The organism is Serratia sp. D1N4, from assembly GCF_054552755.1.
Window position 1 is genome coordinate 3,725,368 of sequence record NZ_CM137274.1, and the last position, 25,999, is coordinate 3,751,366.

24 protein-coding genes, 4 tRNA genes, 4 other RNA genes and 2 pseudogenes are annotated in these 25,999 nt (G+C 55.4%); 12 read left to right on the forward strand and 22 right to left on the reverse strand.

What is annotated here, in order from left to right; all coding sequences use genetic code 11:
- Nucleotides 1–6: 6 nt before the first annotated feature.
- The 4 genes from bioD to bioB are packed head-to-tail and all read right to left on the reverse strand — an operon-like array spanning nucleotide 7 to nucleotide 3,625.
- Nucleotides 7–693 (reverse strand): dethiobiotin synthase, encoded by a 687-nt coding sequence (bioD, locus tag ACX1CU_RS16625; protein ID WP_459399378.1) that lies wholly within the window; start codon nucleotides 691–693, stop codon nucleotides 7–9.
- On the reverse strand, nucleotides 686–1,453 hold the full coding sequence (gene bioC / locus ACX1CU_RS16630) for a malonyl-ACP O-methyltransferase BioC (protein ID WP_459399379.1): 768 nt from the start codon (nucleotides 1,451–1,453) through the stop codon (nucleotides 686–688). The genes bioD and bioC overlap by 8 nt, the downstream gene beginning before the upstream one ends.
- Nucleotides 1,437–2,588 (reverse strand): 8-amino-7-oxononanoate synthase, encoded by a 1,152-nt coding sequence (gene bioF / locus ACX1CU_RS16635; RefSeq protein ID WP_459399380.1) that lies wholly within the window; start codon nucleotides 2,586–2,588, stop codon nucleotides 1,437–1,439. Before bioF ends, bioC begins: the two co-directional genes overlap by 17 nt.
- Complete coding sequence (gene bioB, locus ACX1CU_RS16640) at nucleotides 2,588–3,625, reverse strand: biotin synthase BioB (RefSeq protein ID WP_459399381.1); 1,038 nt, start codon at nucleotides 3,623–3,625, stop codon at nucleotides 2,588–2,590. Before bioB ends, bioF begins: the two co-directional genes overlap by 1 nt.
- A 91-nt stretch (nucleotides 3,626–3,716) precedes the next feature.
- Between bioB and bioA the strand changes: the two genes are divergently transcribed.
- Together bioA and ACX1CU_RS16650 are read left to right on the forward strand one after the other, a co-directional pair.
- Nucleotides 3,717–4,991, forward strand: coding sequence for an adenosylmethionine--8-amino-7-oxononanoate transaminase (gene bioA, locus ACX1CU_RS16645; protein ID WP_459399382.1), 1,275 nt, complete (start codon nucleotides 3,717–3,719; stop codon nucleotides 4,989–4,991).
- Nucleotides 4,992–5,070: 79 nt separating this feature from the next.
- Complete coding sequence (locus ACX1CU_RS16650; RefSeq protein WP_459399383.1) at nucleotides 5,071–5,553, forward strand: kinase inhibitor; 483 nt, start codon at nucleotides 5,071–5,073, stop codon at nucleotides 5,551–5,553.
- Nucleotides 5,554–6,116: 563 nt separating this feature from the next.
- Here the strand turns inward: ACX1CU_RS16650 and pgl are convergent.
- The 3 genes and pseudogenes from pgl to ACX1CU_RS16665 all read right to left on the reverse strand — a co-directional run.
- A complete protein-coding gene (gene pgl, locus ACX1CU_RS16655) occupies nucleotides 6,117–7,112 on the reverse strand; it encodes a 6-phosphogluconolactonase (protein ID WP_459399384.1) in 996 nt (331 codons plus the stop codon).
- Nucleotides 7,113–7,389: 277 nt separating this feature from the next.
- Nucleotides 7,390–7,797 carry a type II toxin-antitoxin system HicB family antitoxin gene (locus ACX1CU_RS16660; RefSeq protein WP_459399385.1) on the reverse strand — a complete coding sequence of 136 codons (408 nt, stop codon included), beginning with the start codon at nucleotides 7,795–7,797 and terminating at the stop codon, nucleotides 7,390–7,392.
- 80 nt (nucleotides 7,798–7,877) lie between these two features.
- Nucleotides 7,878–7,973, reverse strand: a pseudogene (locus ACX1CU_RS16665) (mRNA interferase); the annotation flags it as partial.
- A 305-nt stretch (nucleotides 7,974–8,278) separates the two neighbouring features.
- Here ACX1CU_RS16665 and ACX1CU_RS16670 point away from each other — a divergent pair.
- Nucleotides 8,279–9,103, forward strand: a complete 825-nt coding sequence (locus ACX1CU_RS16670) for a pyridoxal phosphatase (protein ID WP_459399386.1) — start codon at nucleotides 8,279–8,281, stop codon at nucleotides 9,101–9,103.
- A gap of 33 nt (nucleotides 9,104–9,136) precedes the next feature.
- On the opposite strand, the gene modC is transcribed toward ACX1CU_RS16670, so the two are convergent.
- The 4 genes and pseudogenes from modC to ACX1CU_RS16690 form a co-directional block, all read right to left on the reverse strand.
- A complete protein-coding gene (gene modC, locus ACX1CU_RS16675; RefSeq protein ID WP_459399387.1) occupies nucleotides 9,137–10,204 on the reverse strand; it encodes a molybdenum ABC transporter ATP-binding protein ModC in 1,068 nt (355 codons plus the stop codon).
- Nucleotides 10,205–10,894 (reverse strand): molybdate ABC transporter permease subunit, encoded by a 690-nt coding sequence (modB, locus tag ACX1CU_RS16680; RefSeq protein ID WP_459399388.1) that lies wholly within the window; start codon nucleotides 10,892–10,894, stop codon nucleotides 10,205–10,207.
- A 127-nt stretch (nucleotides 10,895–11,021) separates the two neighbouring features.
- Nucleotides 11,022–11,789 (reverse strand): annotated as a pseudogene (gene modA, locus ACX1CU_RS16685) (molybdate ABC transporter substrate-binding protein); the annotation flags it as partial.
- A 149-nt stretch (nucleotides 11,790–11,938) separates the two neighbouring features.
- The gene (locus ACX1CU_RS16690) at nucleotides 11,939–12,082 is read right to left on the reverse strand and encodes an AcrZ family multidrug efflux pump-associated protein (RefSeq protein WP_459399389.1); all 144 of its coding nucleotides are present in this window, start codon (nucleotides 12,080–12,082) and stop codon (nucleotides 11,939–11,941) included.
- 179 nt (nucleotides 12,083–12,261) lie between these two features.
- Here ACX1CU_RS16690 and modE point away from each other — a divergent pair, with 179 nt between their 5' ends.
- The 9 genes from modE (at nucleotide 12,262) to gpmA (ending at nucleotide 21,338) form a co-directional block, all read left to right on the forward strand.
- A complete protein-coding gene (gene modE, locus ACX1CU_RS16695) occupies nucleotides 12,262–13,053 on the forward strand; it encodes a molybdenum-dependent transcriptional regulator (RefSeq protein ID WP_459399390.1) in 792 nt (263 codons plus the stop codon).
- A gap of 90 nt (nucleotides 13,054–13,143) precedes the next feature.
- The gene (gene modF, locus ACX1CU_RS16700) at nucleotides 13,144–14,616 is read left to right on the forward strand and encodes a molybdate ABC transporter ATP-binding protein ModF (RefSeq protein ID WP_459402841.1); all 1,473 of its coding nucleotides are present in this window, start codon (nucleotides 13,144–13,146) and stop codon (nucleotides 14,614–14,616) included.
- 119 nt (nucleotides 14,617–14,735) lie between these two features.
- Nucleotides 14,736–15,308: a cysteine hydrolase family protein gene (locus tag ACX1CU_RS16705; RefSeq protein WP_459399391.1), complete on the forward strand. Its 573-nt coding sequence runs from the start codon at nucleotides 14,736–14,738 to the stop codon at nucleotides 15,306–15,308.
- Nucleotides 15,309–15,501: 193 nt separating this feature from the next.
- Nucleotides 15,502–16,323 (forward strand): CPBP family intramembrane glutamic endopeptidase, encoded by an 822-nt coding sequence (locus ACX1CU_RS16710; RefSeq protein WP_459399392.1) that lies wholly within the window; start codon nucleotides 15,502–15,504, stop codon nucleotides 16,321–16,323.
- Nucleotides 16,324–16,599: 276 nt separating this feature from the next.
- The gene (gene galT, locus ACX1CU_RS16715) at nucleotides 16,600–17,649 is read left to right on the forward strand and encodes a galactose-1-phosphate uridylyltransferase (RefSeq protein WP_459399393.1); all 1,050 of its coding nucleotides are present in this window, start codon (nucleotides 16,600–16,602) and stop codon (nucleotides 17,647–17,649) included.
- Entirely contained in the window at nucleotides 17,649–18,800 is a 1,152-nt protein-coding gene (gene galK, locus ACX1CU_RS16720; protein ID WP_459399394.1) for a galactokinase, read from the forward strand. The genes galT and galK overlap by 1 nt, the downstream gene beginning before the upstream one ends.
- A complete protein-coding gene (galM, locus tag ACX1CU_RS16725; protein ID WP_459399395.1) occupies nucleotides 18,794–19,837 on the forward strand; it encodes a galactose-1-epimerase in 1,044 nt (347 codons plus the stop codon). Before galK ends, galM begins: the two co-directional genes overlap by 7 nt.
- 187 nt (nucleotides 19,838–20,024) lie before the next feature.
- The gene (locus ACX1CU_RS16730) at nucleotides 20,025–20,363 is read left to right on the forward strand and encodes a PsiF family protein (protein WP_459399396.1); all 339 of its coding nucleotides are present in this window, start codon (nucleotides 20,025–20,027) and stop codon (nucleotides 20,361–20,363) included.
- Between the two features lie 222 nt (nucleotides 20,364–20,585).
- Nucleotides 20,586–21,338 carry a 2,3-diphosphoglycerate-dependent phosphoglycerate mutase gene (gene gpmA / locus ACX1CU_RS16735; protein ID WP_459399397.1) on the forward strand — a complete coding sequence of 251 codons (753 nt, stop codon included), beginning with the start codon at nucleotides 20,586–20,588 and terminating at the stop codon, nucleotides 21,336–21,338.
- 68 nt (nucleotides 21,339–21,406) lie between these two features.
- On the opposite strand, the gene aroG is transcribed toward gpmA, so the two are convergent.
- From aroG to ACX1CU_RS16790, 11 genes are all read right to left on the reverse strand, one after another.
- The gene (gene aroG / locus ACX1CU_RS16740; RefSeq protein WP_459399398.1) at nucleotides 21,407–22,459 is read right to left on the reverse strand and encodes a 3-deoxy-7-phosphoheptulonate synthase AroG; all 1,053 of its coding nucleotides are present in this window, start codon (nucleotides 22,457–22,459) and stop codon (nucleotides 21,407–21,409) included.
- Nucleotides 22,460–22,780: 321 nt separating this feature from the next.
- Nucleotides 22,781–23,506, reverse strand: a complete 726-nt coding sequence (gene pnuC, locus ACX1CU_RS16745; protein ID WP_459399399.1) for a nicotinamide riboside transporter PnuC — start codon at nucleotides 23,504–23,506, stop codon at nucleotides 22,781–22,783.
- A 32-nt stretch (nucleotides 23,507–23,538) separates the two neighbouring features.
- On the reverse strand, nucleotides 23,539–24,600 hold the full coding sequence (nadA, locus tag ACX1CU_RS16750) for a quinolinate synthase NadA (RefSeq protein ID WP_459399400.1): 1,062 nt from the start codon (nucleotides 24,598–24,600) through the stop codon (nucleotides 23,539–23,541).
- Nucleotides 24,601–24,907: 307 nt separating this feature from the next.
- A non-coding RNA gene (locus tag ACX1CU_RS16755) (RtT sRNA) lies at nucleotides 24,908–25,032 on the reverse strand.
- Between the two features lie 73 nt (nucleotides 25,033–25,105).
- A non-coding RNA gene (locus ACX1CU_RS16760) (RtT sRNA) lies at nucleotides 25,106–25,227 on the reverse strand.
- A gap of 16 nt (nucleotides 25,228–25,243) precedes the next feature.
- Nucleotides 25,244–25,319, reverse strand: a tRNA-Lys gene (locus tag ACX1CU_RS16765).
- A gap of 7 nt (nucleotides 25,320–25,326) precedes the next feature.
- Nucleotides 25,327–25,402 (reverse strand) — tRNA-Val (locus ACX1CU_RS16770).
- Between the two features lie 66 nt (nucleotides 25,403–25,468).
- Nucleotides 25,469–25,590, reverse strand: a non-coding RNA gene (locus ACX1CU_RS16775) — RtT sRNA.
- A gap of 16 nt (nucleotides 25,591–25,606) precedes the next feature.
- Nucleotides 25,607–25,682: transfer RNA gene (locus ACX1CU_RS16780), tRNA-Lys, on the reverse strand.
- Between the two features lie 59 nt (nucleotides 25,683–25,741).
- Nucleotides 25,742–25,863: non-coding RNA, RtT sRNA (locus ACX1CU_RS16785), on the reverse strand.
- Nucleotides 25,864–25,879: 16 nt separating this feature from the next.
- Nucleotides 25,880–25,955: transfer RNA gene (locus ACX1CU_RS16790), tRNA-Lys, on the reverse strand.
- Between the last annotated feature and the right edge of the window lie 44 nt (nucleotides 25,956–25,999).

Sequence of the window (25,999 nt, forward strand, 5' to 3'; positions counted from 1 at the left end):
TGTCACTCAGCCAGCGGATTGCAAGGCGGTAAGATCGAGATACTGACCCAGCGCCTGTTGCTCTATCTGCGGCAGGTGCGGGATCTCCCCCAGCAGCGGCGCTGGCAGCATACGGCGCAGCGTAGCGAGGTACTCCTGATGGCGCTTTCCGGGCTTGGTGATATCGTTGGCGATCCAGCCAGCCAAGGGCAGCCCCGCCTGCTGAATCGCCTGCGCCGTGAGCAACGCATGGTTGATACAACCTAGCTTGATGCCCACCACCAGGATCACCGGCAACTGCTCCAGTTGCACCCAATCGGCAAAGGTATACAGCTCAGAAAGCGGGGTAAACCATCCCCCGGCCCCTTCTACCAGCAGCCAGTCGGCACGCGGTTCAAGATGGCGTAAACCAGCAGAAAGCCGGATCAGAGAAATCGGCCGATCTTCTGCCAGGCTGACGATATGCGGCGACGTCGGCTCCGCGAAGGTGTAAGGGTTTACTTCAGCGTAACTCAACGGCACGCTGCTGTATTTCTGCAACGCCAGCGCATCCGTATTACGCAGGCCATCGGGCGTCATCTCGCTGCCGGATGCCACCGGTTTATAACCAGCACAGCGTAAACCTGCGGCAGCGGTGGCCTGCAACAGCGCAATGCTGGCCACGGTTTTACCGACTTCGGTATCGGTTCCGGTGATGAAAAAGCGCTTAATCACGGTAAATCACTCCATAAATCAGATGATAACTGAGTGGAAACTGGCCGCGCTGGCGCGGATAAGCCGCCTGCAATGCCGCCAGCCGCTGGCGGGAAAGCAAACCCGCCTCGCGCCCCTGATGCAGGTGCGTGGCACCGATTCCCTTCAGTGAACGCATTAGCGCCATCACGTCCGGGTATTCAAGGGTTTGCCACACCGCTTGCAGATGATGGCGATAATCGCCACAGGCCGCGGCGATCTGCGACGGGGACAAAAAATCATTCACATGACGTTCGCCGTCTACCTGTTGCCAGGCATCCCCTAGCTCGTGCAGAGAGTCGGCCGCCAGCGTGGAAAACAGAATCACGCCACCGGGCCGCGTCACGCGGTACAGCTCCGCCAGCGCACGCGGTAGATCGCTGCACCATTGCACCGCCAGGCTGCTGAAACTGATGTCGACCGCCGCCTCTGGCAGCGGGATATGCTCGATATCCCCCAGCAGATAATCATCTGCCGCCTGCCGTTGGCGGGCAAAAGCCAGCATGCCCGGAGCCAGATCGAACGCCGTGACCTGTTTGCCCAAATCGCGCCAGCGGCGGCTGAAATAGCCGGTGCCGCAACCGGCATCTAACAGTTGCAGGCCGGGGTGGTTCAATCCCATCCCCAGTAAGCGTTCACCCACCTCACGCTGCAACACCGCCGCAGCATCATAGCTTTCCGCCGCGCGGCTGAACGCCGCAGCTACTGCTGGTTTGTTCACCACCTCACGCACTAACGTCATGCAACACCTCCAGCAAGCGGTCAATGTCCTGCGGCTGATGGGCCGCCGTGAGGGTAATGCGCAAGCGTGCGCCGCCCGGCGGCACCGTAGGTGGCCGAATAGCGCTGACCCACAGCCCCTGCTCGCGCAGGCGTTGCGCCAAGTCGAGCGCACGCTGGTTATCCCCCACCAACAGCGGTTGGATGGCGGTATCTGAATCGGTTAACGTTAACGGCAAGTTCGCCACCCCAGCACGAAAACGCTGAATATGCCGTTGCAGTTGGCTGCGTAACTCGTCCCCTTGCTGGATACAGCGTAACGCTGCCTGCAAAGCGCAGGCCTGCGCCGGTGGCATGGCGGTGCTGTAAATCAGATGGCGGGCAAACTGCAGCAGATATTCTGCCAGCGGTTCATCGCACAGGATCGCGGCACCGCTGACGCCAAACGCCTTACCAAAGGTCACCACCAGCATTTCTGGGCGAACGCCTTGTTGCCAGCAACTACCGCGCCCCTGTTCACCGCGCACGCCGATGCCGTGTGCATCATCCACCATCAGCCAAGCCCCGGCTTGTTGCGTCAGGCGATGCAGTTCAGCCAGCGGCGCGCTGTCGCCATCCATGCTGAATACGCCTTCGGTGATCGCCAACTGCTGGCCAGCGCAGGGTTTCTCCAGCAATGCCGCCAATGCCTGCGGCTGATTGTGGCGAAAACGCCGCAGCTGAGCCGGTGAGTGGGAGGCGGCTTCCAAAATTGACGCATGGCTGAGTTTATCCGCCACAATGCGATCGTCGGCCTGCATCAGCGCTGCCAGCAAAGCCTGATTGGCGGCATAACCGGAGATAAACAGCAACGCGCGCGGGTAGCCAAGCCACTCAGCCAGTTGCTGCTCCAGTTCATGGTGCGGCTGGCAAAAACCAGTGACGTGGCCCGAACCGCCGCTGCCCACGCCATAGCGCGCAGCGCCCTGCTGCCAGGCGGCGATCACGCTCGCATGCTGGCTGAGCCCCAGATAGTCATTACCTGAAAAGTTAAGATAACGTTGATCGTTAAGCTGCAAATGGCGGCCATTGCCGCCCTGATTGACCTGCCGCTGACGGTAAGCGGCGGCACGTTGCCGCTCGCCCAAAGCCTGTTCAATGCGTAGTTGCCAGCTCATTACAGCGCCGCGTTGTAGAACTCGGCGGTGTCAGCATGCAGTAACTGCTCTGCCAGCACCTGCTGTTGCTGATTGTCGCCATGTGCGGTAGCGGTCTGCTGCGGGTTCAGCCCCAGCTTGCGGAACAGTTGCAGATCTTTGTCTTCGTCTGGGTTCGGGGTAGTCAGCAGTTTACAGCCGTAGAAGATCGAGTTGGCACCGGCCATAAAACACATCGCCTGGGTCTGCTCGCTCATCTGCTCGCGGCCCGCAGAGAGGCGTACATAGGACGACGGCATCATGATGCGCGCAATAGCGATGGTGCGGATAAAATCAAACGGATCAACGTCAGCGTTATCGGCCAGCGGCGTGCCTTTAACTTTCACCAGCATATTGATTGGTACGCTCTCCGGCGGCGTTGGCAAGTTGGCCAGTTGCACCAGCAGCCCGGCGCGATCGCTCACCGTTTCCCCCAGCCCGACGATACCACCAGAACAGACCTTGATGCCCGCCTCGCGCACCTTATTCAGCGTGTCCAAGCGTTCCTGATAGGTGCGGGTGGTGATGATGCTGCCGTAAAACTCCGGCGAGGTATCCAGATTGTGGTTGTAATAATCCAGGCCCGCCTCGGCCAGGCGCTCGGCCTGAGTGCCATCCAGCATGCCCAGCGTCATGCAGGTTTCCATCCCCAGCGCTTTCACCCCCTGCACCATTTGTTGCAAATAAGGCATATCGCGCTCGTGCGGGTTTTTCCAGGCGGCACCCATGCAAAAACGAGTCGAACCGGCCGCTTTGGCCTGACGCGCAGACTCCAACACCTGTTCCACCTGCATCAGCCGTTCGGATTCCAGCCCCGTTTTGTAACGCGAACTTTGGGGGCAATACTTGCAGTCTTCAGGGCAGGCCCCGGTTTTAATCGACAGCAGCGTGCTGACCTGAACCTGTTGTGGATCGAAATGCTGGCGGTGAACGGTTTGCGCTTCGAACAGCAGTTCAAGCAGGGGTTTATCAAACAGCGCCTGGGCTTGCGCGGTTGTCCAGTGAATGCGATCGGCCATTGACGGCGTCTCCAAAGAGAGGAAAAAGTGTCGTCAGTGTAAATATTGCGGATATACTGTCAACCATTCTGTTTTAATTTGGTTTACGACAATGTCCCTCACTGATGACGATCTCGCCTTCGATCAACGCCACATCTGGCACCCCTACACCTCGATGATCCATCCACTGCCCTGTTATCCGGTGGAAGCTGCTCGCGGCGTTGAGCTGCAACTGGCGGATGGCCGCCTGCTGGTCGATGGGATGTCATCCTGGTGGGCCGCCATCCACGGCTACAATCATCCGCAGCTGAATCAGGCAGCAACGCAGCAACTGGAGAAAATGTCGCACGTGATGTTCGGCGGCATTACCCATCCCGCCGCCATTGCGCTGTGCCGCCAACTGATCGCCATGACGCCAGAAGCCTTGCAATGCGTCTTTCTGGCGGATTCCGGTTCCGTAGCGGTAGAAGTCGCGCTAAAGATGGCGCTGCAATACTGGCAGGCACGCGGGGAACGGCGGCAGCGGGTGCTGACCCTGCGCCACGGCTATCATGGTGATACCTTTGGTGCGATGTCGGTGTGCGATCCCGATAACTCCATGCACAGCCTGTATCAGGGCTATCTTGCACCGCATCTGTTTGCCGCTGCGCCCCGGCGCCGCTTTGATGAAGCCTGGGATGAACAGGATATTGCCCCCTTCGCCGCCTTGCTAGAGCAGCACAGCGGGGAGATCGCTGCGGTGATTCTGGAGCCTATTGTGCAAGGTGCCGGTGGCATGCGGATTTATCACCCCACCTATCTGCAACGGGTGCGCGAACTGTGCGATCGTCACCAGATCCTGCTAATCGCCGATGAGATCGCCACCGGTTTTGGCCGCACCGGTAAGCTGTTCGCCTGTGAACATGCGGGCATCGTGCCGGATATTCTCTGCCTGGGCAAAGCGCTGACCGGCGGCTATATGACGCTTTCCGCCACCCTGACCACCCGTTTGGTCGCCGAAACCATCAGCAACGGCGCGGCAGGCTGCTTTATGCATGGGCCTACTTTTATGGGTAACCCGCTGGCCTGCGCGGTAGCCAGTGCCAGCCTGGCACTGCTGGAGGAGAACCGCTGGCAGCAGCAGGTTGCGGCTATCGAGTCGCAACTCAGGCAACAGTTGTTGCCACTGGCAGCCTTGCCGAAAGTGGCAGATGTGCGGGTGCTTGGCGCAATTGGCGTGGTGGAGATGCGTGAACCGGTGGATGTGGCTAGGTTACAGCGCGGGTTTGTTGAGCGCGGCGTGTGGATCCGCCCCTTTGGCAAACTGATTTACCTGATGCCGCCTTATATCATTACGCCAGAACAGCTCACACGCCTGACGGAAGCAGTTGCCGCAGCGGCAGAATAACCCGCAATGATAGGGTTGGATTGTTCGGGCAAAACGATCTAGCTTAAACGCTCAGCACTTTCGACAACTGGGAGTCATTATGGCGTTTCGTTTGTACAGTAACGATCTGCAAGACGGCGCAAAAATGCCGGAACGGCAGGTATTTAACGGTATGGGTTACCACGGCGATAATCTTTCGCCACACCTGGCTTGGGATGGCGCACCACAGGGCACCAAAAGCTTTGTTGTGACGGTGTACGATCCCGATGCCCCGACCGGTTCTGGTTGGTGGCACTGGGTTGTGGCAAATATTCCGGCTAGCGTGCATGAGCTGCCGCAGGGTGCTGGCTCTGGCCTGGCTGGTTTGCCAGCAGGTGCCGTGCAGACCCGTACCGATTTTGGCAAGGCCGGTTATGGCGGTGCTGCACCACCACAGGGCGAAAGCCATCGTTACCAGTTCACGGTTCATGCGCTAGACGTAGAGACTATTGAGGTGGATGAAGGCGCGAGCGGTGCCATGGTGGGATTCAATATTCACTTCCACAGCTTGGGCAGTGCCACGCTGACCGTGATATACAGCTAAAAATGCTGAACTCTAGAGATGGTTTTTTAGCCCGAGATACCCGGGCCTAGCGCACCATAGGTATCTACACATCTTTGCACGGAAGGTGGGACTCCTTCTCCCTTGGGGGTACGTGCTGCCACGCCGGGTAAGAACACGGTACAATCTATCTTTTTACATCAACTACAAACATACAAGGGCGGGGGTGAGGGGCCTTTTTATCACGATCTATTGCCAGCGACTCCGTTAGAAACTCATTGTCATGGACAACAAAACCCATTGAATTAATTGATATTTAATCAATGAAAGTTCGCCGTGAATAGCCCCTCACCCTAGCCCTCTCCCGCGGGGAGAGGGGACCGTTCAGTGCACATTTCAAGCACCAAAGCCGCAGCAAGCCGTGATACTCTGTCCGTCGGAGGTGATGGGGCTGTCTATTGGCAACTTGTGTAGATATCTATGCCTAGCGCACCGGCGGCTTACGCCGCTACGACCCCTTCGGCACGCTTTCCCTAATAACGGGCTCTGTCAGTAGTCTTTAGGGTTCCGCATATTGACCCCTAAAAACACCACCACCGATTTTATTATTTAGCCAGCACGCTCACCCACATCGGGCCTTTACCTACCGGATAGCGCGCAAGCTGAGTCAGCACACCGCTGGCCTGATCGATTTCACACACTTCAATATGGCCGGATTTCTGACCAGCAGAAATCACGAAGCGGCCGCTATGATCGATATTAAACCCGCGCGGCTGCTCTTCCGTTGCATGATGCCCTACCACCGCAATGCTGCCCCCGCTTGCGGAAACGCTGAAAATGGTCAGAATGCTGGCGGTGCGATCGCTCGCGTACAGGAAGCGGCCATCCGGCGTGATATGGATGTCCGCCGCCCAACGGGTGCCGGTAAAATCAGCCGGCATCATATCCAGGGTTTGCACCAATGAATATTTGCCGCCGTTTTCACTGATGGCGAACACGTCTACCGTGCCGTCCAGCTCATTCACGCAGTAGGCAAACTGATGGTTTGGATGGAACGCCATATGGCGTGGGCCTGCACCGGCAGCAGTCGGTACCGCTTCCTGAGCGTGTGGCGCGAGTTTGCCTTCCTGGCTCAGGTTGAACAGGCGGATGCGATCTTCTTTCAAGCACGGCACCAGCAACAACTGGTTGGTGGGATCGATATTCGCCGAATGCGGCGCGGTAAGGCCGTCGATCTGCTGGATCGGGGCGGTGACGATGCCATCGCGGTCAATCGGGCTGACGCTGGCGCAGTTGCCGCTGTAAGAGGCGGAGAACAGATAGCGGCCCTGCAAATCGGTTGAAATATGGGTCGGGCTGCCTGGCAACGGTGCCATACCCGCCTCCTGCAACGAACCGTCGGCCTCAATGCGGTAGCTGACAATGCCAAACGCCGGGCGCACGCCAACGTACAGATGGGTTCTGTCCGGGTGGATCGCCATCGGTTGCACCTGCCCCGGTGCGTCAACCGTTTGCAGCAACGCCAGCGCCCCTTGGTCGTCTAACTGCCAAACGTGGATCTGCTGGCTTTCCGGGCTGGCAACATAAACGATTTGCTTCATTTGCGCTCCTTAAGTGAGAAAGAGTAACCGGTTTCAGTTTTGCGGTTTGCTCTAGCTTACCTGACATCCGTCACATAACAACCCTTCTCAGTAGTACAACTCAAGATGCCACTATCGCTTATTTTTATGGCTGCTTGCTGCTCTGACTAACCTGCTCTTCGAGCAGCGAATTACGCGATCGCCACTCACCAACCTATGATGCTGCGCCTGCCTTTCTGATAAAAATGGTAAAGGCTCACCGAAGTGAGCCTGAAAAATCCAGTTCTGGTTAGGATTATTAGATAACGGTTATTTCTAACCGCTTGCCCAGCACTCTGAGCGCTGTCTCTATCGTGTCGATTTTCGTCATATGCCCGAGGTTAACGATCCGCTGCACATCCTGCGGTCGCGTCCCCAAACGGCGGGCCAATTCCGAGTTTGTCGTTCCGGTAGCCAGCATCTCGTTAAGCAACAGCACCTTAGCCGCCACGCTGGCGGGTACTTGGACAAAATCATCACCATCAGTGCTCGGCATTGGAACGGGGCGGCGATCCTCAAAGTAGAAATCAAACGCAGTGACCAGGGCGTCTAACGCCTCAGAGAGTGCCTCTTCTCTGGTCGCTCCGCCTGTATGTGCCTCTGGGATATCTGGAAAGCTTACCGCCCAACCTGTTACGTCTTCTTCAAATTTTACGGGATATCGCATATTTTTTCCGGTGAACCTTCGTGAGTAACAACCAGCCCCGAAGGGCCAGTTTAATTATTGGATGCCTAGCTGCTTCAGTATTGCTTACCCTTGAAGTAAAGTTTTAGGTGGTTAGTACCGTTCCTGAACTCCACCCCTTGAGCCTCCAGCCACCGCCGAAACTCACTCTGCTTCACCGCCCTCCTCCTGTTTGTTTCACTTGAAACCAGAGTAAGCATTTTTGTTTATACGCACAAGAGGAAAATTAAACATTTTTGTTTATTTATGGCTGATACACAAATCTTCCTTTCAATGCACTATAAAGGCGAAGTAAGCAGGCTCAAGATCATTCAGCATGTTGCGAAGCCACGCCTCACGATGCAGGCGACTACGCGTCTGAGGCATATTCAGGTCTTGTCAGTCATAAATAATTCTTTGATTTTATTACACTATAAATCATATTATCTCGGTTAATTTTCTTGCCTACAACCATGAGATCGCTATGAGCTACCGTGTTATTGCCCTTGATTTAGACGGCACCCTGCTGGATAACCAGAAACGCATCTTGCCACAGTCGCTGGCTGCCCTGGCGGAAGCCCGCGCCGCTGGCATCCAGGTGGTGATCGTCACCGGCCGCCACCACGTTGCCATTCATCCTTTCTATCAGGCACTGCAAATCGATACCCCTGCCATCTGTTGCAACGGCACCTATCTGTACGATTTCCAGCAGAAAAAGGTGCTGGCCGCCGATCCACTGGCCAAAGATCAGGCCAAGCTGGTGTTACATATGCTCAAACAGAGCAATATCCACGGCCTGATGTATGTGGATGATGCCATGCTGTATCAGGAAACCAGCGGCCATGTGACGCGTTCGCTGGCGTGGGCGGAAACCTTGCCGCAGGCCCAGCGCCCGACACTGTTGCAGGTCGACAGCCTGGTTCAGGCCGCCGACAACGCGCAGGCGATCTGGAAGTTTGCTACCTCGCACAGCGATATCCCAGCATTGCGCAACTTTGCCGACACGGTGGAAAAAGAGCTGGGTCTGGCCTGCGAATGGTCATGGCACGATCAGGTGGATATCGCCAAAGGTGGCAACAGCAAGGGCAACCGCTTGCAGCAGTGGGTAGAATCGCAGGGTTTTACTATGGATCAGGTGGTGGCATTTGGTGATAACTACAACGACTTGAGCATGCTGGAAGCCGCTGGGTTGGGTGTCGCGATGGGGAACGCCGATGATGCGATCAAACAACGCGCCGATCTGGTGATCGCCGATCACCTGCAACCAGGCATCGCGGAAGTGATCCGCACGCGGGTGCTTGGACTGTGAGCTGCTTCCCTCTTCTCACGGAAGAGGAAAGATTCAGCGCCCTTCGCGGCTGATCGACACGCTCTTGATCTGCGCATACAGCCACAGCCCTGGCCTGATCAGCAATTCGTCACGCGCCCAGGGCGTGATGCGTGCCCACAGAACGTTTTCCCCTACCGCGAGCTTCACTTCCACCTGCCCATCAACATCCAGACACTCCACCACTTTTGCCGGCAGGATATTACGGATGCTGCTGTTGAGCGGCGGTTGCAGCACCAGCGAAACATCGGCGGCGTTAATGCGGATGCGTAATTGCCTGCCGACGGGCGAATTAATACCGCTTACCCACAGGCGTTGATCGCCAAGCGCCAGCGCGGTCATGGCGTAGTGCTGATGATGTTCAAGCACGCTGACGCGCAGCACGCTGCTCTGATCTTCACGCTGTAACCAAGGGCGCAACGCGCTGCTGGCCCACACCTGTTCCAACCCGCCAAATGCACGCACCTGACCGTTATCCAACACCATCACCTGCTCCGCCAGCCGCAGGATCTCATCCATACTGTGGCTGACGTAGAGGATCGGGATATTGACGTCCTGCGCCAGCCGCTCCAGATAGGGCAACAGTTCACGCTTGCGCGGCAGATCGAGCGAGGCCAAGGGTTCATCCATCAGCAGCAGTTCCGGCGCGGTGAGCAAAGCCCGGCCGATGGCCACCCGCTGTTTTTCGCCACCAGAAAGGGTTAATGGCAAACGGTTAAGCAATGGCGCAATCCCCAGCAGCTCAACAATGCTGTCGAATTGGCTGCGCATACTGGCCGCCATACCGTATTGCAGATTGCCGCGCACGCGATAGTGCGGGAACAGGCGCGCATCCTGAAAAACGTAGCCAACGCGGCGCTTTTCCGGTGGCAGAAAGATAGCGCTGTCGGTATCCACCAGCGTGCGGCCGTTGAGCACAATGCGCCCCTGTTGCAGACGCGTCAGGCCGCCGATGGCATTGATCAGGGAGGTTTTACCCGCACCGGAAAGGCCGAAGATCGCGGTAATCCCCTGCGCGGGCAGGTTAGCCTGCACATTGAGGTTAAGATCGCCAAGCCGCTGGGAGAAATCCAGTTCTAACATCTATAGCCCCATACGCTTGCGGCCCCAGCGGGCCAGCCATTCGGAAACCATCAGGGCAGCCAAGGCGAGCACGATAGCAATCACGCACAGGCGCGCAGCGGCAGCCTCTGCGCCAGGCGTTTCTATCAGGGTATACATCGCCAATGGGATAGTGCGGGTTTCACCGGGAATATTGGAAACAAAGGTGATGGTTGCGCCAAATTCGCCCAAAGAACGGGCGAACGCCAACACCACGCCAACGATAATACCGGGCAGCGAAAGCGGCAACGTAATGGTGAAAAACACCCGCCACGGATTCGCACCCAACGTACGGGCTGCCTGTTCCAGGCGAGTATCCACCGCCTCCAGCGCTAGCCGAATGGCGCGCACCATCAGCGGAAAAGCCACCACCGCCGAAGCCAGCGCCGCACCACGCCAGCTAAAACTGAAGCTGAAACCAAACCAGTCATACAGCCATTCGCCGATAAAACCGCGTCGGCCCATGGCAATCAGCAACAGATAGCCCACCACCACCGGCGGCAGGACCAGCGGCAGGTGAATGATGCTGTCCAGCAAGGATTTACCGGGGAAATGGCAACGCACCAGGATCCAGGCCATCAGAATGCCCAGCGGCAAACTGCAGATCACCGCCAGGCTGGAGACTTTCAGGCTTAGCGCAACGGCCTGCCACTCATACTCGCTCAAGATCATTTATACCCTTATTACTTGAAATTGCAGGGGTGTTGGCCGCCTTCCCTCACCCCAGTCACTTACTTGAGTAAGCTCCTGGGGCTTCACTCAGTTGCCGCCTACCTGCAACTCCAAGTACTTGGGGTATACGCGTGGTAAATCCATAACGTTGGAAAATAACAGCCGCTTCCGGGCCTTGCAGATAAGTGTAGAAGGCGCTGACGCTTGGGTTTTGGCGATCGTTGACAATCGCCATCGGGTATTCAACCGGCTTATGGCTGCTTGCCGGGAATAGGCCAACCACTTTCACTTTATCACTGGCAACGGCGTCGGAACCATAAACAATCCCTAATGGCGCTTCTTCACGTTCCACCAGCGCCATTGCGCTGCGCACGTTGTTGGCACGCGCCAGTTTTGGCTCCAGCACGGCCCAAGCCCCCAGGTTCTGCAACGCTTCCTTGGCGTAAAGCCCGGCCGGGACGTGATCCGGATCGCCCACCGCTAAACGGCCACCGTTGAGTAACCTGGCCCAATCGGTGGTTTTGCTGATATCGATTTTGCTCTGTTTGGCCGATTTGGCCGCGATCAGCACCAGCTCGTTGCCCAACAGGGTATAGCGGGTATCTTTCACCATCAGCTGTTTATCGATAACGTAATCCATCCACTGCTGATCGGCAGAGATAAACAGATCCGCCGGAGCTCCCTGCTCAATCTGGCGTGCCAAGGTGGATGAAGAAGCAAAAGAGGAGACGACCTGCACACCTTTGCTTTGCTGATATTGGGTAGCGATCTCCTGCACCGCGTTAGTCAGCGAAGCGGCGGCAAAAACGGTGATTTTTTCTGCCGCCGTTGCCTGTGCCACTAAACCAGAAGCCAATGCCATACCGCCAATCCACTTGGACCATTGTTGTTTCATTATTTTCTCCGGGAATGACTCGTTGAGATTTCGTTATATAAAAAATAATATAACGCAATACGGAACCTTGTCATGGGGTTTATCGGCAAAGCGAGAGGTAGCTTGAGAAACACCCACCGAAACTCATCAGCGGGCGCTTGAGATGGGGATTAGCTGCGTTTTTCTTTTGAATGGCCGATTTTGGAGAAGACGTTAAACACTTCTGCCAGAGCATAGATCAGGCCAAGGATAACGGCCATCACGATGGGTACCATGACCACGGCAAACAACAGACTTTTCAATAATTCCAACATAGTAGCCTCACTGTACTGCTTATTTAAACGGCTGCGCAGGTTTCACTGTAAACCAAAAAGCATGCAAAAACCCCGTTATTTTAAAGACTGAGAGAAATTTAGCACCTGCGAAACGTGCTCATTTGGTGCTTTTGGCCAAATCGGCGACAATAACCTTTTAGCCGCCGATGGAACCTATCATGCAGGCCGAGATCCTCCTCACCTTAAAACTCCAGCAGAAACTGTTCGCCGATCCGCGCCGCATTGCGCTGCTTAAACAGGTTGAGCATACCGGTTCGATCAGCCAAGGGGCCAAACTGGCGGGCATCAGCTATAAAAGCGCTTGGGATGCCATCAATGAAATGAATCAGTTAGCGGAACAGACGGTGGTGGAACGTGCGACCGGCGGTAAAGGCGGCGGCGGTGCGCAGGTCACGCACTACGGCCAGCGGCTGATCCAGCTTTACGATCTGCTGGGCCAGATCCAGCAAAAAGCTTTCGACGTGCTGCAACAGGACAACCTGCCGCTCGACAGTCTGCTGGCGGCGATCGCCCGTTTCTCATTGCAAACCAGCGCCCGCAATCAGTTCTTCGGTACCGTGATTGAGCGCGATCATCAGCAGGTGCAGCAGCATGTCAGCCTACTGCTGGCCGATGGCCACACCCGCCTGACGGCCGCCGTCACCCAGCAAAGTGCCGAGCGGCTGCTTCTGGCCCCTGGGAAAGAGGTGCTGGCGCTGATTAAAGCCCCTTGGGTCAAACTCAACACCGATCCAGCGCTGAACGGGCTGGCCGACAATGCGCTGGAAGGCACGGTGGCCAGCATTCAGCCTGGCAGCGAACACAGCGAGGTACTGGTCACGCTGAAAGGAGGCGAAACCCTGTGCGCTACCGTCGCTAATCAAGAATTGGCACAGCTGAAGCTGAGTGCAGACTCGGCGGTGTTTGCCCTGTTCAATGCCGATCGGGTGATTGTTGCCACGTTGTGTTAAACGCAACGTGATGTTGCAGTATTGTCGATTGACATCTTTTCCCCATGCGCCTATTTCTAAAGCAAATAATTGCAGAACAGGGAATAAATGATGTCGTTGTTGCACATTTCGCAAGGTTCATTTCGTTTAAGCGATACCCGCACGTTGCAGCTCGATCAACTGGAGATCAAATCCGGCGACAGTTGGGCATTTGTCGGTGCCAATGGCAGTGGTAAATCGGCTCTGGCGCGCGCGCTGGCGGATGAATTGATATTACTGCAAGGCGAACGTCACAGCGATTTTCACCGCGTGATACGGATTTCGTTCGAGCAATTGCAAAAGCTGGTCAGCGATGAATGGCAACGCAACAATACCGACCTGCTCAGCCCCGACGAAGACGACACCGGCCGTACCACCGCAGAAATCATTCAGGAAGAGGTGCAGGACCCGGCACGTTGCCAGCAATTGGCTGCGCAGTTTGGTATTACTCCCCTGCTTTCGCGCCGCTTCAAATATCTTTCCACCGGCGAAACGCGTAAGACTCTGCTGTGCCAAGCCCTGATGCCGCAACCGGACTTGTTGATCCTCGATGAACCCTTCGATGGTCTGGACGTCAACTCGCGGGCTCAGCTTGCTACGCTGTTGGGAACACTTTCACAGCAAGGCTATACGCTAGTGTTGGTGCTCAACCGTTTTGATGAGATCCCGGATTTTATTCAGCAGGTCGGCGTGTTGGCAGACTGTACTCTTACCAGCCAGGGGCCGCGTAAACAGGTAATGGCCGACGCGCTGGTCGCTCAGTTGGCACACAGCGAGAATCTCAGCGGCCTGACGCTGCCAGAAACCGAGGATCCGACGCAGAAAACCACGCTGCCAGCCGATCAGCCGTTGATCGTGCTGCGCGATGGCGTGGTGAGCTATAACGATCGCCCGATCCTCAACCAGCTCAGTTGGCAGGTGAATCCCGGCGAGCACTGGCAGATCGTCGGCCCGAACGGTGCGGGTAAATCCACGCTGCTCAGCCTGATTACCGGCGATCATCCACAGGGCTACAGCAACGATCTGACGCTGTTCAGCCGCCGACGCGGCAGCGGTGAAACCATCTGGGACATCAAGCGCCATATCGGTTACGTCAGCAGCAGCCTGCATCTGGATTACCGCATCAGTTCCAGCGTGCGTAACGTGATCCTGTCTGGCTTTTTCGATTCGATCGGTATCTATCAGGCGGTTTCCGATCGCCAGCAAAAGCTGACCACCCAATGGCTGAGTCTGCTCGGGCTTGGCGGGGCGCAAGGTGATGCGCCATTCCATAGCCTTTCCTGGGGCCAACAGCGGCTGGCGCTGATCGCCCGCGCGCTGGTTAAGCACCCGGCGCTGCTGATCCTTGATGAGCCCTTGCAGGGGCTGGATCCGCTGAACCGCCAACTGGTGCGGCGCTTTATCGATGTCCTGATTCAGCAAGGCGCTACCCAACTGCTGTTTGTTTCGCACCACGCCGAAGATGCGCCGCAATGCATCACCCACCGCCTGACGTTTGTTGCTGAAGGTGACGGTTATCGCTATCAGTACGACACACTGGCATAAACTTCCTACGGATGGGGGCTAGCCCCTCATCCGATGACATATTCGGCAACACTTCCCCGCAGCACATCACACTCAGCCTTTTATCATAAAAGTATGCAGAGTTATTTTCTGGAGAGGATATGTCCGCCGCACTGATTATTATTGACCTGATTGAAGACTTGGCTGGCCCGAAAGGGCGGGCCAATCACTGCCGTGAACAGTTGGTAACGCAGGATATAATTACCCACACCAATGCGGCTGCCGCTTACGCGCGGGTGCGCAAAATTCCGGTCATCTGGGTGCGGGTCGGTTTTGCCGATGACTATCACGATATTCCGCCCCATTCACCGTTGTTCAACCACCTGAAACACCTCGGCGCGCTGCGTTTAAGCAACGGGGGTTGCCACTGGCTGAAAGGGCTGGAGGTAAAACCAGAGGATTTGCAGTTCGAAAAAAAAGCAACTTCTGCCTTTGCCGGTAACAATTTGTTAGCGTGGTTACAGCAACACCGCTGCCATCATTTGTTGCTGGGCGGCATCAGTACCTCACTGGCGATCGAAAGCACCGCGCGGCAGGCCCACGATGCCGGTTTCCAGGTCACGGTATTACAAGATCTCTGCACGGCACCAACGGAAGATATTCACCAGCAGAGCCTGGAGACGTTGCAAAACCTCGGCAGAGTCATACGTTCGCAAGCCTGGATGCAGGGCTGAGTGCCGGTTTACTCCTGCTACCATTGGCGAACAAGAGGGTAACGCCTCGATTTAATAGCAGTTTTCATCGCTGTCCTAACCATTACATTAATTTCCCTGTGCTACTATCCCAGTTAGCACTCATTTCACAAGTCACTAACACGCCGAACCTTCGGCATTGGGTGTGGTGTTTCTAGATAAAGGGATAGCAACTATGTGGGGCGTACTATCGGCTTCATTGTTTTTTTTACCGTTTAATCGGCTGTTTGCCTGGGCCGTTTTGGCCGCCGCTGTTGGGATGGGGATCTACCATCACATTCTCACGCCGCTTAGCCTGGCTTGCCTGGCACCGATCGCCCTTGCGGTCTGGCTGCGTCACCAATACCGCGAGCAGCGCGCTGTCGCACTCATTCTGGAAATCTTTCTGGTTGCCTGTTCTCTGGCGCTGTTTTCTCACCTGATACCGGGCTTCAACAACCCGTTAATGGTCGTGCAGGAAAAAGTCGGGCCACTGAGTGCGCCCTATTCCCTGTATTACAACTTCGACAAAGCGTTAGTGCCCTTCCTGCTGTTTGCCTGCCTGCCGACGCTGTTTAATGCAGGCAAGGCCGACAAAAAAGTCGGTGCCAGCGCCTGGGTGCTGTTGGTGCTGGCGGTTCCAGCACTGTTGCTGCTGGCGGTAGCGCTCGGCGGCCTGAGGATTGAGCTGCATATGCCGCCGTGGATCCTGGCATTCATGATGGCCAATCTGTTCTTTGTTTCTCTGGCGGAAGAAGCGCTATTCCGTGGTTATTTGCAGCAACGCATACGCCAGTGGATCGGCGCTTATCCGGCGCTAATTATCACTGCCCTGCTGTTTGGTGCCGCGCACTTTGCCGGTGGGATGCTAATGGTGGCATTTGCCACATTGGCCGGGGTGATTTATGGCCTGGCCTGGATGTGGAGCGGCCGCCTGTGGGTGCCGATTATTTTCCACTTTGGCCTTAATCTGACCCATCTGCTGTTCTTCACCTATCCTTTGTATCAGCATCCATAGCCCTCTCTTGTTCGGCAGGCTCTCCCTGCCGAACAAGAGCATGAAAGCGTTACCACTCACTTTGTCTTCTTTGACTTCAATCTGCGGGTAGGCCCCTTACTATTGAGATTATCGCTCAATGTAAACGATTCCATTATTGGCGATGGATCACCTTTTTCTCTCCACGAGCATGCTATCTTTTCCCCCATTATTTTCCGCAATGCGTTGAGTCGCGATCGGTCACGCAAACAGTGAAAGCGATTACACAACACCGTACAGGTAGATGAAGGAAGCGCTATGCCCGATTTTAACCCCATCGATCACCCACATCGCCGTTTTAACCCGCTCACGGGCCAGTGGGTATTGGTTTCTCCGCACCGGGCAAAGCGCCCATGGCAGGGGCAGCAAGAAGCCCACGCGCAGGAAACGCTGCCCGCGCACGATCCCGACTGCTTTCTGTGCCCCAGTAATCAACGCGTTACCGGCGATAAAAACCCTGACTATCCCGGTACCTACGTTTTCACCAATGATTTTGCCGCGCTGATGCCCGATACACCGCTGGCACCAGAAAACCCCGATCCGCTGATGCGCTGCCAAAGCGCACGCGGCGTCAGCCGGGTGATCTGTTTCTCGCCCGATCACAGTAAAACGCTGCCGCAGCTCTCATTACCGGCGCTGGAACAGGTGATCGCCACCTGGCAGGCGCAGACTGCCGATCTCGGCCGCACTTATCCCTGGATACAGGTGTTTGAAAATAAAGGGGCGGCGATGGGTTGCTCGAACCCCCATCCGCACGGTCAGGTATGGGCCAACAGCTTCCTGCCCAACGAGGCCGAACGGGAAGATCGCCTGCAGCAGGACTATTTCCTCCAGCACCATTCCCCCTTGTTGGTGGATTACGCACAGCGTGAGCTGGCAGATGGCAGCCGAACCGTGGTGGAGACTGAGCACTGGCTGGCGGTGGTGCCTTACTGGGCGGCGTGGCCGTTCGAAACTCTGCTGTTACCGAAAGCAGCGGTGCAACGCCTCACCGATCTCACGCCAGCGCAGAGCAGCGATTTGGCAATCGCCCTGAAGAAGCTCACCAGCCGTTACGACAATCTGTTCCAGTGCTCTTTCCCCTATTCGATGGGCTGGCACGGTGCGCCATTCAACGCCGCCGATAATCGCCATTGGCAACTGCATGCCCATTTCTATCCACCGCTGCTGCGTTCCGCCTCGGTACGTAAATTTATGGTGGGCTACGAAATGCTGGCGGAAACCCAGCGCGATCTCACCGCAGAACAGGCCGCAGAACGCCTGCGTGCCGTCAGTGATGTCCATTACTGTGAAGCCGGAGTGAAATAATGAGCCTCAAAAACCATACCCAAGCCCTCTTTACTCAACACTTTGGCTATGCACCGACCCTTACCATTCAGGCTCCGGGCCGGGTCAACCTGATTGGCGAGCACACCGATTACAACGACGGTTTTGTGCTGCCCTGTGCCATTGATTACCAAACGGTAATTAGCTGTGCCACACGTAACGATCGCCAGATCCGCGTGTTGGCCGTCGACTACGACAATCAGCAGGATCTGTTTTCGCTCGATGCGCCTATCGTCAGCCACCCAGAGCTACGCTGGGCCGACTACGTGCGCGGGGTGGTAAAGCATCTGCAACTGCGCAATGCCAATTTTGGCGGTGCCGATCTGGTGATCAGCGGGAATGTGCCGCAAGGGGCCGGGCTCAGTTCTTCGGCCTCATTAGAAGTGGCCGTTGGCCAGGCAATACAAGCCCTTTATCAATTGCCGTTCGACGGCGTGGCCCTGGCGTTGAATGGCCAGGAAGCCGAGAACCAGTTTGTCGGCTGTAACTGCGGCATTATGGATCAACTGATATCGGCGCTGGGTAAACAGGATCATGCGCTGCTGATCGATTGCCGGTCGCTGGAAACGCGTGCGGTGCCGATGCCAAAAAACGTGGCGGTGGTGATCATCAACTCCAATGTGAAACGGGGATTGGTCGACAGCGAATACAATACCCGCCGCAAGCAATGTGAAGAAGCGGCACGCTTCTTTGGCGTTAAAGCACTGCGTGATGTCAGCCCGGAGCTGTTCTTCCCAATCCAGCACGAACTGGACCCTACCGTAGCCAAGCGGGCGCGCCATGTGATCAGCGAGAATGAACGCACACTGGCCGCTGCCGATGCGCTGGCAGCAGGGGATCTCAAACTGATGGGGAAACTGATGGCAGAATCACACGCTTCCATGCGTGATGACTTCGAAATTACCGTTCCCCCGATCGATACGTTGGTTGAGATCGTTAAAAAAACCATTGGCGATCGCGGTGGCGTACGCATGACCGGCGGCGGTTTCGGCGGCTGTATCGTGGCGCTGATGCCGCTGGATTTGGTGGAGCCGGTACGCGCAGCGGTAGCTCGGGAATATCCGTTGCAGACCAATGGCTTGCAGGAAGCTTTCTACGTCTGTAAAGCATCGCAAGGAGCGGGCCCATGCTGACAGATTCATCCTCAATCGCCCCCGACGGCCAGCCGTTTATTCTCACCACCCTGCGTAATGCCGGGGGAATGACGGTCACGCTGATGGACTGGGGCGCAACCTGGCTTTCCGCCGTACTGCCGCTCAAATCGGGCGAAAAACGTGAGTTGCTGCTGGGCTGCAAAACACCGGCGGATTATCTGCATCAACGTGCCTATCTGGGTGCAACCGTCGGGCGCTATGCCAACCGCATCGCTGATGCCAGCTTGCTGATCGACGGCAAGCCGCATCCGCTGGCGGCTAATCAAGGGGAGCACCAGTTGCACGGTGGACCGGAAGGTTTCCACGCCCGCCGCTGGCAGATCGCTGCACAAAATGAGCAACAGGTGGTGTATCAGTTGCATTCCGCAGATGGCGATCAGGGCTTCCCTGGCAATCTGTACGTTACGCTGACCTACCGGCTGACCGCCGATAACCGGCTGGAGATTGGCTATCAGGCTCAGGTTGACCGCGCCTGCCCGGTCAACTTGACCAATCATGCCTACTTAAATCTGGACGGAGCGGGCCACGATGCGCGCCAGCAGCGGTTACAATTGTTTGCCGATCGCTATCTGCCGGTAGACAGCGAAGGTATCCCCAGTGCCGATTTGACCGAGGTTGCAGGCACCGGGATGGATTTTCGCCAGCCGAAAACGCTATTGCAGGATTTTCTGCGCGATCGCGATCAGCAGCGGGTCAAAGGCTATGACCATGCCTACTTGCTGTACCGCACCTGTAGCGCGCTGGAAAACCCGGCGGCACGTCTGTGGTCGGCCGACGGCAAAGTCGAGCTGACGGTGTTTACCAGTGCACCAGCGCTGCAACTGTACAGCGGCAATTATCTGGCTGGCACGCCAGCGCGTGATGGCGGCACTTACGCCAGCTATGCCGGTGTGGCCTTGGAAAGCGAGTTCTTGCCCGATAGCCCAAATCACCCAGAATGGCCGCAGCCGAGCTGTTGGCTGCAACCAGGCCAGCGTTATCAGAGCGCCACGCATTATCAGTTTAATCCTATTTGACCCGCCACGCCCCTCGCCACGCGGCAAGGGGCGCTATCGTTATCGTATCGCCCTTCTATCCCGTCGGTAGTGCCCTTTCCTTATTCCAAAGCCAGGACTAGAATCAGACAGCGGTGATAAGCACAACATATTGTGCTTAGTCACAATTTTCGGCCATCCAGGCCGGTCAATAGCTGAAGGAACACCTATGCGTCTGATTACTGCACTTCCATTACTGGCAGGTTTAATGCTGAGCACCAATCTGATGGCTGCCGATACCGCAGCAAAAACGCCTTCTCCGGCGCAGGCTGCCCAGCAGAAACGCATGACCGATTGTAATCAACAGGCCTCCAACCAATCGCTGAAAGGTTCTGACCGTACCACCTTTATGAGCAGTTGCCTGAAGTCCGAAGGGCATAAAACAGAAAAAGCCCTCACCCCGCAGCAGCAGAAAATGAAAAACTGCAACGCTGAAGCCTCGCAAAAGAGCCTGAAAAGCGATGAGCGTAAAGCCTTTATGAGCAACTGCCTGAAAAAATCAGCCTAACAGCATTAACTCTTCGGCGTGTTTGCATTGAACGCACTCACGCCGTTGCCTCTTTCCCACTTTCCCTGCTTTCCTCCTATGCCTTGTGGCAAGAAATTGACTATGGTTAAACCAGATACCCAATAGCGCAATAGCCGGGTATATCGATTGCCGAGCCACCGGCCGCAGTAATATAATGATTCTCGTTATCATTCAAATATCAGATTATTGAGGAGTTAAGCTATGGCTGTAACTAAGCTGGTTCTGGTGCGTCACGGCGAAAGCCAGTGGAACAATGAAAACCGCTTCACCGGTTGGTATGATGTTGATCTGTCCGACAAAGGCCGCAGCGAGGCGAAAGCAGCAGGTAAACTGCTGAAAGATGAAGGTTTCGCTTTCGATTTCGCTTACACCTCCGTGCTCAAGCGCGCTATCCATACTCTGTGGAACATTCTGGATGAACTCGACCAGGCTTGGCTGCCGACCGAAAAATCCTGGAAGCTGAACGAACGCCATTACGGCGCTTTGCAAGGCCTGAATAAATCTGAAACCGCTGAAAAATATGGCGATGAGCAGGTGAAACAATGGCGTCGTGGTTTTGCCGTGACGCCGCCAGAGTTGAGCAAAGATGATGAGCGCTACCCTGGCCACGATCCGCGCTATGCGCAACTGACCGATAAAGAGCTGCCAACCACCGAGAGCCTGGCGCTGACTATCGATCGCGTGATCCCTTACTGGGACGCAGAAATCCTGCCGCGCATCAAAAGCGGTGAGCGTGTGATCGTGGCGGCACACGGCAACTCGCTGCGTGCTCTGGTGAAATACCTGGATAACCTGAGCGAAGATGAAATCCTTGAGCTGAACATCCCAACCGGCGTGCCGCTGGTGTATGAGTTCGACGAAAATTTCAAACCGGTTAAACGTTACTATCTGGGCAATGCTGACGAGATCGCCGCCAAAGCGGCGGCGGTAGCCAACCAGGGCAAAGCGAAATAATGGTTCGCTGCTGAAAGCAAAAGCCCTCGGTTTTATCGCCGAGGGCTTTTTCTAGCTGCTGCCAGGAGTTAAGCCCGACGTGCCTTCACCGCTGCGGCTAGTTCACGCAGGACGGTTTCGGTATCTTCCCAACCAATGCAAGCATCGGTAACGCTCTTGCCGTAAACCAGCGGTTCGCCGCTTTCCAGGTTCTGATTCCCTTCCACCAAATGGCTTTCGATCATCACGCCGATAATGGCTTTTTCACCGCCACGGAGCTGTTTGCAAACGTCTGCATTGACATCCATCTGTTTCTTAAACTGTTTACTGCTGTTGGCGTGGCTGAAATCGATCATCACCAGCGCTGGCAGGCCCGCTTTCGCCAGCCCTTCTTTCACTTCTTTGACATGTGCAGCGCTGTAGTTTGGCTCTTTGCCACCGCGCAGGATGATATGGCAATCGCCGTTACCACCGGTATTCACAATCGCCGAATGGCCCCATTTGGTGACAGACAGGAAGCAGTGTGGCGCACCAGCGGCGTTGATCGCGTCAATTGCCACTTTGATGGTGCCGTCGGTGCCATTCTTGAACCCTACCGGGCAAGACAGGCCGGAAGCCAGTTCGCGGTGCACCTGGGATTCTGTGGTACGCGCGCCGATAGCGCCCCAGCTCATCAGATCCGCCAGGTATTGCGGGGTGATCATGTCAAGGAATTCACCCGCCGCAGGCAAGCCACTATCGTTGATATCCAGCAGCAGTTTACGTGCCAAACGCAGGCCATCGTTGATCTGGAAGCTGTTGTCCATCTGCGGATCGTTGATCAGCCCTTTCCAGCCAATGGTGGTACGTGGTTTTTCGAAATAAACACGCATCACCACTTCCAATTCACCGCTCAGTTCCTGCCGCAATTTCAGCAGGCGTGCCGCGTACTCTTTTGCCGCTTTGGTATCGTGAATCGAACAGGGGCCAATCACCACCAGCAGGCGATCGTCATTACCACGAAGGATTTTGTGAATCGCATTGCGCGCCTGTGACACCGTCTCCGCTGCCTGCTCGCTAGCCGGAAACTTCTCCAGCAGGGCCACAGGGGGCAGGAGTTCCTTAATTTCTTTAATGCGTAAATCGTCGTTTTGGTAATTCATAACTTTTCCATTCGGTATCGGGAGGTGTATTTCGCAGCATTCAGCATGAGATCCCAACAATCTAGCCTGTGAAACTGGCGCTGTAAATCACCTTTGGCGTGGCAAATGCGGCAAATGGGGGCGATCGCCGTATTCTTCCTGTGTGAAGCGGTATGGCGTTTCTGCTAAATGCAGCCAGTGGTGGATGCCTGAATGCCGTTAATCGCCATAGCAGGCTTGCTGCTCAACCTGCTTGGCTTGTGGCGGCTGTATCGCTCCAGTCTGTGTGATTACCAGGTATTTTGAACTCAGAGGGCCAGCCCCTGAGTTCTCATTGCTGCATTATGCTGCGGAAGATAATGGCCGCGAATGATTCCGGGAAGCACTGCGGATCCACAACCAGGAGCCGTTGAGCGCAATCAGCGTCAGAATGACGTATTCCAGCGCCATCGCGTAAACCCCTTGGTAGGCAAAGATTGCCACGCTGATCACATCAATAACCACCCACAGTAACCAGTTTTCAACGTATTTACGCGTCATCAGTATCATTGCCGCAATCGACAGCACCATCATCGTTGAATCCCAGAACGGGAAGGCGTCCGGCTGCAGTTCTGGCATCTGCACGCTAAGGCCAAGTGCCTGCATCACCGTTACCGCGATCTGCGTCAGATAAGCAAACACGCGATCGATATTAAAGGTCATCAAGGCAATGCCAACAATGCATAACGCGCCCCACATCAGCGCCTTAGGTAACGACAGCCAGCGGATCTTCAGTTCGGCCTGGTTGTCCTGCGTCTGGCGGCTCCAGGCATACCAGCCGTAAATATTGGCCACGAAGAAAAACAGTTGCAACAGCAGGCTGGCATAAAGCTGGATCTGGAAAAAGATGACGGCAAACAGCGTCACGTTAATCAGACCAAACAGGTAGTTGATGATTTTCTCTTTGCTGGCATACCAGATGCACAGCAAGCCAAACAGCGTACCAATGGCTTCAATCCATGACAGATCGTAACCCCCGGCACCAAGCGGAATATGAACCAAAATATTGCTGGTACTGAAAAAACTCATCTCGCTATCCTTATCAAACGGTTAATCGGCAATCAGGCATTCCCTTTCACCGGCATTTTCAACTGTGCGGCAAACGCCAGCATACGGTTGAGCGGGATCAGCGCTTTTTCACGTACTGCGCTATCAACAAAAATTTCATGCAGGGCACCACCCTGTTCCAATCCTTCGGCGATCGCTTTCAGGCCGTTCATCGCCATCCACGGGCAATGAGCACAGCTGCGGCAGGTTGCCCCTTCGCCAGCCGTCGGAGCCTCAAACAGTTCTTTGCCTGGGCAAGCCTGCTGCATCTTGTAGAAAATACCGCGATCGGTAGCGACAATCAGTTGCTGATTTGGCAGCGTTGTCGCCGCCTGAATCAGTTGGCTGGTAGAACCCACGGCATCGGCCAGATCGACAACTGCTTGCGGCGACTCTGGGTGCACCAATATCGCCGCATCCGGGTACAGCGCCTTCATACGTATCAGCGCCTGGGTTTTAAACTCGTCATGGACGATACAGGCGCCCTGCCAGCACAGCATATCTGCGCCGGTCTGCTTCTGCACATAGTGGCCAAGATGGCGGTCAGGTGCCCAGATGATTTTCTCACCCAAACTGTCGAGATGCTCTATCAGCTCAACCGCAATACTGGAGGTTACCACCCAATCAGCACGCGCTTTTACTGCTGCCGAGGTATTGGCGTAAACTACGACGGTACGATCCGGATGGCTATCGCAAAACGCGTTGAACTCCGCCTCTGGGCAACCGAGATCGAGCGAGCATTCGGCATTCAGCGTCGGCATCAGCACCTGTTTTTCCGGGCTGAGGATCTTGGCGGTTTCCCCCATAAAACGCACCCCGGCGACCAACAGGGTTGAAGCCGGATGGTTGCTGCCAAAACGCGCCATCTCAAGTGAATCAGCCACACAGCCACCGGTCTCTTCGGCCAATGCCTGGATCTCTGGATCGGTATAGTAGTGAGCTACCATTACCGCATCACGCTGTTTGAGCAAGGTTTTGATTTTCTGCCGATAGAAAGCCTTCTCGGCTACGTCCAACGGCACCGGCTTCGGCGGGAAGGGATACACCGCCGCGTTGACATCAAACATTTCACTCATCGCTGTCGTCTCTATGCTAGGCTGTTCGTCTGCTTATCAGGCAAGATTTTGCCTTCCACAAACGCCCTCGTTTTGTATACTAAACAAAATACCTAAAATTGAGTGAAAAGTCGCTGATGTTTTTAATTAAAAGCGATTTTTGTTTAATGGATTGAAATTTTTCGAGAGTAAAACACAATATTTAAGTCGATAAAACGGCAGTTAGGAGGAAGGGGCCTCACCTTTTGCATTGGTTACATGATTATGTGACTTTTTGCTTACCTGACCAGCATTAGGCTTGATGGTTAGGAAGACTTGTTTGAGCACCGTAGAGTTCATGCAGGATTGACTCGGCCTTCGGCCTCGCCCTACGGGCAACGCTGCGCGTTGTCGTCTCGCTTCGCTCGGCTCGAACCTGAACGCAGGTTCTCACCCGCACGACATCGTGCGTTATGTAAGATCAGCGCTTGAGATTAGGTCGGATACATATGCGAAAAAAGCGCCTAAAGGCGCTTTTTTCTGTATTTGGTGGGTCGTGCAGGATTACTCGGCTTCGCCTCGCCCTTCGGGCCATCGCTTGCGCGATGTTGTCTCGCTTCGCTCGACTCGAACCTTTACGGTTCTCATCCTTTACGATTCTACTTTTTACCAATCCATTAAGAATTGGTGGGTCGTGCAGGATTCGAACCTGCGACCAATTGATTAAAAGTCAACTGCTCTACCAACTGAGCTAACGACCCGCAGAAGTGGTGGGTGATGACGGGCTCGAACCGCCGACCCCCTCCGTGTAAAGGAGATGCTCTACCAACTGAGCTAATCACCCACTGCTGTGGTTTACTACTGAATTTCTTTTTCGCCTGATTCCACTTTTTACCAACTCATTAAGAATTGGTGGGTCGTGCAGGATTACTCGGCTTCGCCTCGCCCTTCGGGCCATCGCTTGCGCGATGTTGTCTCGCTTCGCTCGACTCGAACCTTTACGGTTCTTATCCTTTACGATTCCACTTTTTACCAACCCATTAAGAATTGGTGGGTCGTGCAGGATTCGAACCTGCGACCAATTGATTAAAAGTCAACTGCTCTACCAACTGAGCTAACGACCCATTGCCGTGGTTTACTACTGAACCGCGTGAAGAACTTTTTCTTCCAATCCATTAAGAATTGGTGGGTCGTGCAGGATTACTCGGCTTCGCCTCGCCCTTCGGGCCATCGCTTGCGCGATGTTGTCTCGCTTCGCTCGACTCGAACCTTTACGGTTCTCATCCTTTACGATTCCACTTTTTACCAACTCATTAAGAATTGGTGGGTCGTGCAGGATTCGAACCTGCGACCAATTGATTAAAAGTCAACTGCTCTACCAACTGAGCTAACGACCCACTGCCGTGGTTTACTACTGAACCGCGTGAAGAACTTTTTCTTC

What these genes read in the sequence shown, in the direction of transcription:
- gpmA (WP_459399397.1), top strand. Translation starts at nt 20,586, where the DNA reads ATGGCTGTAACTAAGCTGGTTCTGGTGCGTCACGGCGAAAGCCAGTGG.
- ACX1CU_RS16670 (WP_459399386.1), top strand. Translation starts at nt 8,279, where the DNA reads ATGAGCTACCGTGTTATTGCCCTTGATTTAGACGGCACCCTGCTGGAT.
- ACX1CU_RS16650 (WP_459399383.1), top strand. Translation starts at nt 5,071, where the DNA reads ATGGCGTTTCGTTTGTACAGTAACGATCTGCAAGACGGCGCAAAAATG.
- bioC (WP_459399379.1), bottom strand. Translation starts at nt 1,453, where the DNA reads ATGACGTTAGTGCGTGAGGTGGTGAACAAACCAGCAGTAGCTGCGGCG.
- bioF (WP_459399380.1), bottom strand. Translation starts at nt 2,588, where the DNA reads ATGAGCTGGCAACTACGCATTGAACAGGCTTTGGGCGAGCGGCAACGT.
- pgl (WP_459399384.1), bottom strand. Translation starts at nt 7,112, where the DNA reads ATGAAGCAAATCGTTTATGTTGCCAGCCCGGAAAGCCAGCAGATCCAC.
- modC (WP_459399387.1), bottom strand. Translation starts at nt 10,204, where the DNA reads ATGTTAGAACTGGATTTCTCCCAGCGGCTTGGCGATCTTAACCTCAAT.
- ACX1CU_RS16730 (WP_459399396.1), top strand. Translation starts at nt 20,025, where the DNA reads ATGCGTCTGATTACTGCACTTCCATTACTGGCAGGTTTAATGCTGAGC.
- bioB (WP_459399381.1), bottom strand. Translation starts at nt 3,625, where the DNA reads ATGGCCGATCGCATTCACTGGACAACCGCGCAAGCCCAGGCGCTGTTT.
- modB (WP_459399388.1), bottom strand. Translation starts at nt 10,894, where the DNA reads ATGATCTTGAGCGAGTATGAGTGGCAGGCCGTTGCGCTAAGCCTGAAA.
- ACX1CU_RS16690 (WP_459399389.1), bottom strand. Translation starts at nt 12,082, where the DNA reads ATGTTGGAATTATTGAAAAGTCTGTTGTTTGCCGTGGTCATGGTACCC.
- modF (WP_459402841.1), top strand. Translation starts at nt 13,144, where the DNA reads ATGTCGTTGTTGCACATTTCGCAAGGTTCATTTCGTTTAAGCGATACC.
- bioA (WP_459399382.1), top strand. Translation starts at nt 3,717, where the DNA reads ATGTCCCTCACTGATGACGATCTCGCCTTCGATCAACGCCACATCTGG.
- ACX1CU_RS16660 (WP_459399385.1), bottom strand. Translation starts at nt 7,797, where the DNA reads ATGCGATATCCCGTAAAATTTGAAGAAGACGTAACAGGTTGGGCGGTA.
- galM (WP_459399395.1), top strand. Translation starts at nt 18,794, where the DNA reads ATGCTGACAGATTCATCCTCAATCGCCCCCGACGGCCAGCCGTTTATT.
- aroG (WP_459399398.1), bottom strand. Translation starts at nt 22,459, where the DNA reads ATGAATTACCAAAACGACGATTTACGCATTAAAGAAATTAAGGAACTC.
- pnuC (WP_459399399.1), bottom strand. Translation starts at nt 23,506, where the DNA reads ATGAGTTTTTTCAGTACCAGCAATATTTTGGTTCATATTCCGCTTGGT.
- ACX1CU_RS16705 (WP_459399391.1), top strand. Translation starts at nt 14,736, where the DNA reads ATGTCCGCCGCACTGATTATTATTGACCTGATTGAAGACTTGGCTGGC.
- galK (WP_459399394.1), top strand. Translation starts at nt 17,649, where the DNA reads ATGAGCCTCAAAAACCATACCCAAGCCCTCTTTACTCAACACTTTGGC.
- nadA (WP_459399400.1), bottom strand. Translation starts at nt 24,600, where the DNA reads ATGAGTGAAATGTTTGATGTCAACGCGGCGGTGTATCCCTTCCCGCCG.
- ACX1CU_RS16710 (WP_459399392.1), top strand. Translation starts at nt 15,502, where the DNA reads ATGTGGGGCGTACTATCGGCTTCATTGTTTTTTTTACCGTTTAATCGG.
- galT (WP_459399393.1), top strand. Translation starts at nt 16,600, where the DNA reads ATGCCCGATTTTAACCCCATCGATCACCCACATCGCCGTTTTAACCCG.
- modE (WP_459399390.1), top strand. Translation starts at nt 12,262, where the DNA reads ATGCAGGCCGAGATCCTCCTCACCTTAAAACTCCAGCAGAAACTGTTC.